6 protein-coding genes are annotated in these 7,823 nt (G+C 68.1%); 2 read left to right on the plus strand and 4 right to left on the minus strand.

Annotation, left to right across the window (positions count from 1 at the left end):
• The first annotated feature begins 42 nt into the window (after positions 1 to 42).
• Entirely contained in the window at positions 43 to 705 is a 663-nt protein-coding gene (locus tag BLEFHOIH_RS08345) for a sigma-70 family RNA polymerase sigma factor (protein ID WP_088344279.1), read from the plus strand.
• On the opposite strand, the gene BLEFHOIH_RS08350 is transcribed toward BLEFHOIH_RS08345, so the two are convergent.
• The 3 genes from BLEFHOIH_RS08350 to BLEFHOIH_RS08360 are packed head-to-tail and all read right to left on the minus strand — an operon-like array spanning position 608 to position 4,402.
• Entirely contained in the window at positions 608 to 1,987 is a 1,380-nt protein-coding gene (locus BLEFHOIH_RS08350) for an MATE family efflux transporter (RefSeq protein ID WP_088344281.1), read from the minus strand. The genes BLEFHOIH_RS08345 and BLEFHOIH_RS08350 overlap by 98 nt on opposite strands.
• Positions 1,984 to 3,279 carry a lysine N(6)-hydroxylase/L-ornithine N(5)-oxygenase family protein gene (locus tag BLEFHOIH_RS08355; protein WP_088344283.1) on the minus strand — a complete coding sequence of 432 codons (1,296 nt, stop codon included), beginning with the start codon at positions 3,277 to 3,279 and terminating at the stop codon, positions 1,984 to 1,986. The genes BLEFHOIH_RS08350 and BLEFHOIH_RS08355 overlap by 4 nt, the downstream gene beginning before the upstream one ends.
• Before the next feature lie 28 nt (positions 3,280 to 3,307).
• On the minus strand, positions 3,308 to 4,402 hold the full coding sequence (locus tag BLEFHOIH_RS08360; protein ID WP_245296912.1) for a GNAT family N-acetyltransferase: 1,095 nt from the start codon (positions 4,400 to 4,402) through the stop codon (positions 3,308 to 3,310).
• A 204-nt stretch (positions 4,403 to 4,606) separates the two neighbouring features.
• On the opposite strand from BLEFHOIH_RS08360, the gene BLEFHOIH_RS08365 reads away from it, so the two are divergent.
• Positions 4,607 to 4,825 carry an MbtH family protein gene (locus BLEFHOIH_RS08365; protein WP_088344287.1) on the plus strand — a complete coding sequence of 73 codons (219 nt, stop codon included), beginning with the start codon at positions 4,607 to 4,609 and terminating at the stop codon, positions 4,823 to 4,825.
• On the opposite strand, the gene BLEFHOIH_RS08370 is transcribed toward BLEFHOIH_RS08365, so the two are convergent.
• Positions 4,814 to 7,823, minus strand: a 3,010-nt coding sequence (locus tag BLEFHOIH_RS08370; protein WP_245296913.1) for an amino acid adenylation domain-containing protein, incomplete at its 5' end; no start/stop codon positions are given. The two genes, BLEFHOIH_RS08365 and BLEFHOIH_RS08370, sit on opposite strands and share 12 nt — an antisense overlap.

A 7,823-nucleotide genomic window follows, 5' to 3' on the forward strand; every position in this document is an offset into this window, starting at 1 on the left:
CGCCCCGTATGTCATGGCGCGCCTGAGGAGATAGGTGAATCGATGAAGAGCCTCGATCCGAAAGCCCAATTGCAGCGCCGCGCCCTCGAACTTCTGTCGTCGAAGCGGCCGGCCTTCGTGCAGGCGGCGATGCGCGTGGTGCGCTGCCGGTGCCTCGCCGAGGACATCGTGCAGGATGCGGTGGTGAAGATCTGCGAAAACGGCGTCGACGCCGGCGTGCGGCAATTGCCGTCCTATCTCTACCGCGTCGTGCATAACCTCGCCATCGACTGCGCCCGCCGCCGCAGCCGCGAATTTAAGGTGATGGGGCCGGAGGACGGCGCCGAGCATGTGGCCTCGCCGCGCGCCTGCCCGGATGCGGCGCTGGAGCATTGCGAGGCTCTGCGGGCGGTGCTCCGGGCGATGGCCGACCTCCCCGACCGCACCCGCCACGCTTTCGAGACGCACCGGATCGACGGCGTGCCGCAGCGGGAGATCGCGGCGGCGCTGCATGTGTCGCCGACGCTGGTGAATTTCATGATCCGCGACGCGCATCTTCACTGCGCGCAGCGCTTCGCCTCCTACGAGGCGGGCGAGCCGCTGCCTTGCGCCCCGCAAAAGGCCAAGCCTAAAGCCCGGCCGAAACGGTCTGCGGCGCGGCGTGCGCCGTCCGGCGCAGTTCGCCTGCCTGCTGCGCCAGCAGCAGAGCCGCCATCATTGCGGTGAGCGCCGCCGAGATGACGGGCGCGGCGAGCAGCCCGGAAAAGCCCCACAGGCCCGGCAGCACCAGCACGCCGGGGATGAGAAAATAGCCCTGCGGCGCGAGCAGCACCAGCAGCGCCAGCCGCACCTTGCCGCAAGCCTGCAGGAATGAGATCAGCACGCATTGCAGGCCGAAGAGCGGGAACAGCGCGAAGATGGCGACCATGGCGCTGGAGCCGGCCTCGTGGGTCGCGGCGTCGCGCGCGAAGTAAGCCATAATGGGCGATGAGAAGCACAGCATGGCCACGCCGTAAATGGCGCAGAAGCCCGTCGTGAGCATGAGCATGAAGCGCAGGCCCGCGAGCACGCGCGCCCGGTCGCCCGCGCCCCAGGCGAAGCCGATCACCGGCCGCGCGCCGAGGCAGAAGCCGAAGACCGGCAGCGCACCCGCATTGAACAGCCGCAGCGCCACGCCCATCCCGGCGACCGCCGCGTCGCCATATTGCGCCGCCGTGGCGTAGACCAGCGCGAAGGCGAGCGCCATCAGCGCGCTGGCGAGCGCCGCCGGCCCACCAACCGCCAGGATTTCGCGGATGATCGCCCAGCTCGGCCTGAAATGGCGCGCGGCGATGGAGACCACGCCCAGCCTGGCGCCGAAATAGATGCCATAGGCGGCGACGGCGGCGACTTGGGCGCTCAGCGTCGCCAGCGCCGCGCCTTTTATGCCGAGGCCGAAGCCGAAGATCAGCAGCGGATCGAGGATCATGTTCAGCGTGAACGAGCCGATCAGCACCGCCATGCTGAAGCGCGCATTGCCTTCCGAAATCGCCAGGAAGTCGCCGAAGATCTGCAGCAGCAGCAGCGTATAGCTGACCAGGACGATCGCCATGTAGCTCCTGGCCAGCGGGAACGCGGCTTCCGTGACGCCGGTCGAGCTGAGCGCGCTGTCCAGATGGAAACCGACGCCCAGCGAGACGGCGATGCCCGCGCCGATGGCGATCGCCATGCCGACCGTCGCCGTCCGGCTCGCCTCCTCGCCCCGCCCCGCGCCGAGCAGCCTCGACACATACGACCCGGTGCCGACCCCAATGGCCTCGCCGACCGCGCCGAGCAGGATCAGCAGCGGCAGCACGCCGCTGACCGCCGACACGGCTTCCGCGCCCAGCCTGCCGAGCCAAAAGATGTTCAGCAGATGATGCATCGCGTTGATCGACAGGCCCGCAATGGCCGGCAGCGCCAGCCGCAGGATCAGCCGCGGCAGGTCCGGATCGCCCAGATTGGCCGCCTCGGCTACGCGCGCCGTCATGCGGCGGTCTGGCGTTTATTCGTCGCCGCGCAGATCTCCTTGGCGATTTCCTGCGAGCGGATCGCCAGCACGGAAAGCAGCGTATCGCTCAGCCCATGCGTCGCTTCGGAATAGCCCTGCATGTAGATGGCGGGCGAGAAATCCGGCGTGGTCTGGACGCGGTAGTTCCGCGTCACCGTCAGGTCGGGGATGTAGTCGCCGAGCCCGGACAGCAGTTTCGCGCCGCCGTCGCGATCATAGCCGGTCGCGAGGATCACCGCATCGTAAGCGGCGCGCTTGGCCTCGCCGGTGACGCCGTCCAGCATGGCCAGCTCGATCCGGCCCGAACCCGCCGCCGCCTCCTTGATGTCATGCATCGAGAGCAGCGCGAACCGCTCCGCGCCGCTGACCTTCTGGCCGTAGACGATCTGGTAGAGCCGCTCGATCAGGTCCGCATCGACGACGGCATAGTTGGTGTTGCGGAACTCGGCCAGGATGCCTTCGCGCACCGCAGGCGGCTGGTTGAAGATGAAATCGGTATAGTCCGGATTGAAGATCTCGTTGACGAAGGGCGTGCCGTCGGCCGGTTTCAGCGTCGTGCCGCGCGCGATCATGTCGATGCTGATAGTGCCGAAACGCTCATGCAGATCGAGCGCGATCTCCGCCGCGCTCTGCCCGCGCCCGACCACTGCGATCCGCGTCGCCGGATGGTCCTGGATGCCGAGCGCCGGCAGCCGCGCCAGATAGGCGGCGGAATGGCACATGCGGCGGTCGTCGCGCAGCCGCTCGAAGATCGCCGGGATTTTTGGCTGCCCGCCGACCGCCAGCACGAGGTTCCGCGTCAGCCGCGTCTGAAGCTGCCCGGCCGCATTGCGCGACTGCACCGCCAGATGCGTCACCGGCCCGCGCGCCGATTCCGGCTCGATGCCGACGACCTCCTCGCCATAGGCGACCTTCTCGGCGAAGCGCGCGGCCACCCAGCACAGATAATCGTTGAACTCGATCCGGCTCGGAAAGAAGCGCTTCAGGTTGATGAACGCCTCGAGCCGGCCCTTGGCATGCAGGTAATTGACGAAGGTGAAGGGGCTGGTGGGGTCGCGCAGCAGCACCAGATCCTTCAGGAAGGAGATCTGCATATTGCTGCCCGGTAGCAGCATGCCGCCATGCCAGACGAAGCGTTCCTGCTTCTCCAGGAAACGCGCCGACAAGGGCCGCCCCTGGCGACCCGCCTCTTCCAATGCAATGGCGAGCGCCAGATTGGACGGGCCGAAGCCGACGCCGATGAGGTCGTGAAAGACGGTTGAAGGCTGCATTTGTGAGCTTGCCTCGCTTTGCGGAAAACTATGCGGAGCGGCGTTGTTCGCCCGCGTCGTTGGGCGCCCAGAGCCGGTCGCCGAAAAAGCGCTCGCGCAGCAGCATGACCAGCATGGCGCGCTTATGCGGGAAATCGAAATGCTTGACGCAGGCAAAGCCTGACCGCTGCAGATTGCGGATCTGCTGATGGTGATCGGCGGCCGGCTCGCCCACGATGCGCTGGGTGCGGCAATCGTCGAGGAAGATGTAGTGCATCAGCGACGGCAGCCAGGCGGTGATCCAGTGGCGGCCCAGAAAGGCGTCCTCGCCGATCAGCACATGCCAGCCGCGATCGTAATCCTGCGCGTCGTAGAAGGGGCCGAGGCGGTTTTCCTTCGCCCAGTAGATCTCGAAATAGCTGAAGGGCACGCCGTCCGCGCAGCCGATCAGCGTCAGCATATGCGGGTCGGCGGCGATGGCGCCGAGATAGGCGCGGTGCTTGTCGAGGTCGCCCTCTTCCTTCCAGAAATACGCCACGCGCGGGTCGTTCATCCAGCGGTTGAAGCGCGCGAGGTCGGTGTCGATGTCGAGCGCACGGAAGGAGAGCGTCTGGCCGAGCCAGGGGATGTGGCGCGCGTAAACCTCGCCGGTGGGTTTTGGCGCGCGGCGCGGATGGCGCTGGCCGTTGGTTAGGATGTGGGTTTGGGGATAGGGCTCGGCCGGGGGCGCCGGCAGCCAGAAGCGGGGGAACTGCCAGAACAGCTCCGGCAGCACGTGCCGTTCGCCGCCGGCATCGATGGCGAAGCCCGAGCGCAGCATGTCGGCCTCCGCGCCGAGCCAGCCGTCGCCGTCCAGCGCGATGGCCTTGATCGCGGGCGCGTCGGCCAGCACGGCTTCCAGCGCCGCCGAGGCCGCGCGTAATGTCTCGTCGGGCGGCAGGCGGCAGGGCTCGGCGAGGCTCAGGCGGCCGATATCGCCGGGCGCGAAGCTTGCGCGGAGCACGGCCTCCCCCTCGCGGCGGACGATGATCGTTCCGCATTCGACATCGACGCTGAGCGGGGCGTGTCCCTTGGCGCAGAACGCGCGGAACGGGCCGCTTCGGCGGAGACGGTTGTCAGCTTCCATCGGCACTTCTCGCTTCATGCGGCCGCCCGCTCCATGTCGACGGAAACAGGGCGCGTCTGTTGTGTGACGATTGAAACCGGCGCGCGTTTAGCCGATTTCGCGCCGAGGCCGAGATTTTTGCCGGAGGGGGGCACGTGAAGGCCGCGCCCCCCGGCCCCCCCGTGCTTAAATTGGCGCCCGCCGGATGCGTCTCACCATCGAGCACCAGGAAAGGGAGCGCCGATGTCCTTCGATGATGAGAAAACCACCTTCCGCGTCGTGATCAACGGCGAGGAGCAATATTCGATCTGGCCGCTGCATCGCGACGTGCCCGGCGGTTGGCGCGACACCGGCTTCTCGGGCCGGAAGGCCGAATGCCTCGCCCATATCGAGACGGTATGGACCGATATGCGCCCGCTCAGCCTGCGCCAGTGGATCGCGGACCGGGCCTCAGCCGGATGAGCGGCCGCTGAGGCTCTCGGCGAAGCTGGCGTGGAACGCGGCTGCGTCGACGATCTCGCGGTGGGTGACGCCGGGGATGACGACCGAGCGCTCCACCCGCCGCGAATAGCGCCGCCAATCGACCAGATCGAGTCCGCGCCGGACGGACTCCTCCGCCTGCCAGACATGCACCGGCGCATCGAGCGGCTGCATGGAATAGCGCTGATAGAGCAGGGTGTTATCCAGAAACGTCCAGAGCTCATATTCCTTGCTGCCGACGCCCGGCCCGTCGGATGGCAGGTCGCTGCCGATGGTTTGCAGGTAGCGCAGGAATTGCGTGTAGAGCTTCGGCCCCATGCGGGCGAAGAGGTTTTCCCAATCGTGCCGCATCGGCGTCCGGGCGAGCCATTCGGCGACGCGCCTGTCGAGCCGGCGCCGGTCGCCCTCGTCGATCTCGGCCAGCGCGCCGACCGCGAAATTGACGTCGAGATTGCACACGTCCAGCATGCCGATGAAGCGCACCTCGACCTCGCCCGCCAGCATCCGCGCCGCCTCGAAGGCCAGCACGCCGCCCCATGACCAGCCGAGCATGACGCAGGATTTTCCCCGTTCCCGCTCGCGAATGTAATCGGCATATTGGCGCGCGATCTGCTCAACGCTGGCGACGGATTTTTTGTCTTCGGCGAGCGAGTAGCAGACGAAGCCGGTGGCAGGCTGGTCCTCGCCGAGATGTTTGACGAGGGGCGCGTATTCCCGCGTGTTCACCATCAGGCCCGGGAAGCAATAGAGCGTCGGCTGCGTGCCCGAGCGGCGCAGATGGACCACCTCGCAGCCGCTGACGGCCTCGGCGGTAAGCGCGGCGGCGAGGCTGCGGATGTCCTGGTTGCTGAACAGTTCGGCGACGGTGATCCGGCGATCGGGGAGCAGCGCGCGCAGGGCGGTGAGCACTTTGAGCGCCGCGAGGGAATCGCCGCCGATTTCGAAGAAGTTCTGGTCGGTGCCGATGGTTTCGAGCTTGAGCACGTCGCGCCAGATGGCGGCGATCTGGCGCTCGAGTTCGGTGGTGGGGGCGATGATGGTTTCGGCGGCGTCGTCGATGGGATCGGGGAGGGCGGCGCGGTCGAGCTTGCCGTTGCTGTTATGCGGCATGGCGGCCAGCACGAGGATGCGGGCGGGGACCATATACGCCGGGAGCTTTGCCGCGAGCTTTGCCCGCAAGGTCGCCGGGACGGGGGCAGCGCCCGGCGTTGGTGTGACATAGGCGACGAGGCGCGCACCGGCCGGGCCGTGCTTCAGTACGGCGGCGGCCTCGGCGACCGTCTCCTCCTCGGCGAGCGCTGCTTCGATCTCGCCCGGCTCGATACGGAAGCCGCGCAGCTTCATCTGCGCATCGGCGCGGCCCAGATATTCGACCTGCCCATCCGCCATCAGCCGGACGATGTCGCCGGTGCGGTAGAGCCGCGAGCCGTCGCCGGCGAAGGGATCGGGCAGGAAACGCTCGGCGGTGAAGCCGGGCTGGCCGAGATAGCCGCGCGCGAGGTCGCCGCCGATATAGAGTTCGCCGCGCGCGCCTTGCGGGACGGCGTTGAAGCTCCCATCCAGCACATAGGCCCGGCGCTTGCCGACCGCCCGCCCGATGGGGACCGCCGCGCCTTCGACGCTGGCGCTGGCGGCTTCGGCCTTCCAGACGAGCGGCGAGATCACGGCTTCGGTCGGGCCGTAGCCATTGATGAGCCAGCCCGGCTTCAGCGCCGATTTGATCAGCTCGAACCCCGCCCGGCCCATCGCCTCGCCGCCGAAGGAGTAGAGGCGGACGGGCGGCGGCGGGGCGGAGATGGATGCCGCGTGCTCGGCGACATGGCGCAGATAGGCGGCGGGGAACCCGGCATTGTTGACGCCGTGACGGGCGATGGCGGCGAGCGTTTCCTCGGCGCTCCAGACATCCTCGCCGCGCAGCACCACCGCTCCGCCGACGATCAGCGGCGTGATCCAGCGCTCATGCGCGCCGTCGAAGCTCATCGACAGCACATGCAATTCGCGCGAGGCGGCGTCCATGTCATAGACCTCCGCCGTCGCCTGGCAGTGGCGGCTCAGAGGACCATGCGCCACGGCGACGCCTTTCGGCGTGCCGGTCGAGCCCGAGGTGTAGATGACATAGGCGATCTGCTCAGGATGGACGGTGACGGCAGGCGCGGTCGCGGGTTCGTCCCCAAGGCTGGCATCGTCGAGGATGAGGGTTCGGACGCCCCGAAGATTGACGCGGTCGCCATGCGTCAGCACCAGCCGGGCGCCGGCATTTTTCAGCATGGCGGCGATGCGCTCGGCGGGCAGTGCCGGATCGAGCGGCAGGAAAGCAGCCCCCGCCTTCAGCACGCCGAGCAAGGCCGCGATCAGACGCCCCGAGCGCGGCAGCATGATGCCGATGCGGGCCTCCGGCTCGACGCCCAGCCGCAATAGCCGATGCGCGATGCGATTGGCCATCGCCTCCAACTGGGCGCGGCTGAGCGTTTCATCCGCACAGATCACGGCAGGAGCATCCGGCCCGGCTGCGGCACGAGCCGCGATCAGCGCGTGAACGGCCGCGTCCGCAAGGGGCTTGGCAGGGTAGGGCGCGGAGAGGCGGTCGAGCTCTTCCGGGCTCACCAATGCGATGGCATCGAGGCGAAGGCTGGGGTCGGCGGTGACGGCATCCAGCAGCGCCGCATAATCCTTGGCGAGCCGCGCAACCGTCGCCTCGCGGAAGAGGTCGAGCGCGTAGCCGAAGCGTCCGGCGATGAGGCCGCCAGCATCCTCCCGCGTCTCCAATGCCAGATCGAATTGCTGGCCGCCCGCTTCGCGCCCGAAGGCCTCGACGCTGAGGCTCGGCACCGGCGGTAGCGCGCCGAGCGCCGCCGGTTGATGGGTATAGGCGATCTGCACCAGCGGCGCATGGGCAAGGCTGCGCTCGGGCGACAGCGCCTCGACCAGCTTCTCGAACGGCACATCCTGATGCGACTGCGCCCCGATCAGCGTCTCGCGC

Origin of the sequence: Rhodomicrobium sp. R_RK_3 (assembly GCF_002198715.1) — a bacterium.
Classification (GTDB): domain Bacteria; phylum Pseudomonadota; class Alphaproteobacteria; order Rhizobiales; family Rhodomicrobiaceae; genus R-RK-3.

What these genes read in the sequence shown, in the direction of transcription:
- BLEFHOIH_RS08345 (WP_088344279.1), top strand. Translation starts at nt 43, where the DNA reads ATGAAGAGCCTCGATCCGAAAGCCCAATTGCAGCGCCGCGCCCTCGAA.
- BLEFHOIH_RS08350 (WP_088344281.1), bottom strand. Translation starts at nt 1,987, where the DNA reads ATGACGGCGCGCGTAGCCGAGGCGGCCAATCTGGGCGATCCGGACCTG.
- BLEFHOIH_RS08355 (WP_088344283.1), bottom strand. Translation starts at nt 3,279, where the DNA reads ATGCAGCCTTCAACCGTCTTTCACGACCTCATCGGCGTCGGCTTCGGC.
- BLEFHOIH_RS08360 (WP_245296912.1), bottom strand. Translation starts at nt 4,402, where the DNA reads ATGAAGCGAGAAGTGCCGATGGAAGCTGACAACCGTCTCCGCCGAAGC.
- BLEFHOIH_RS08365 (WP_088344287.1), top strand. Translation starts at nt 4,607, where the DNA reads ATGTCCTTCGATGATGAGAAAACCACCTTCCGCGTCGTGATCAACGGC.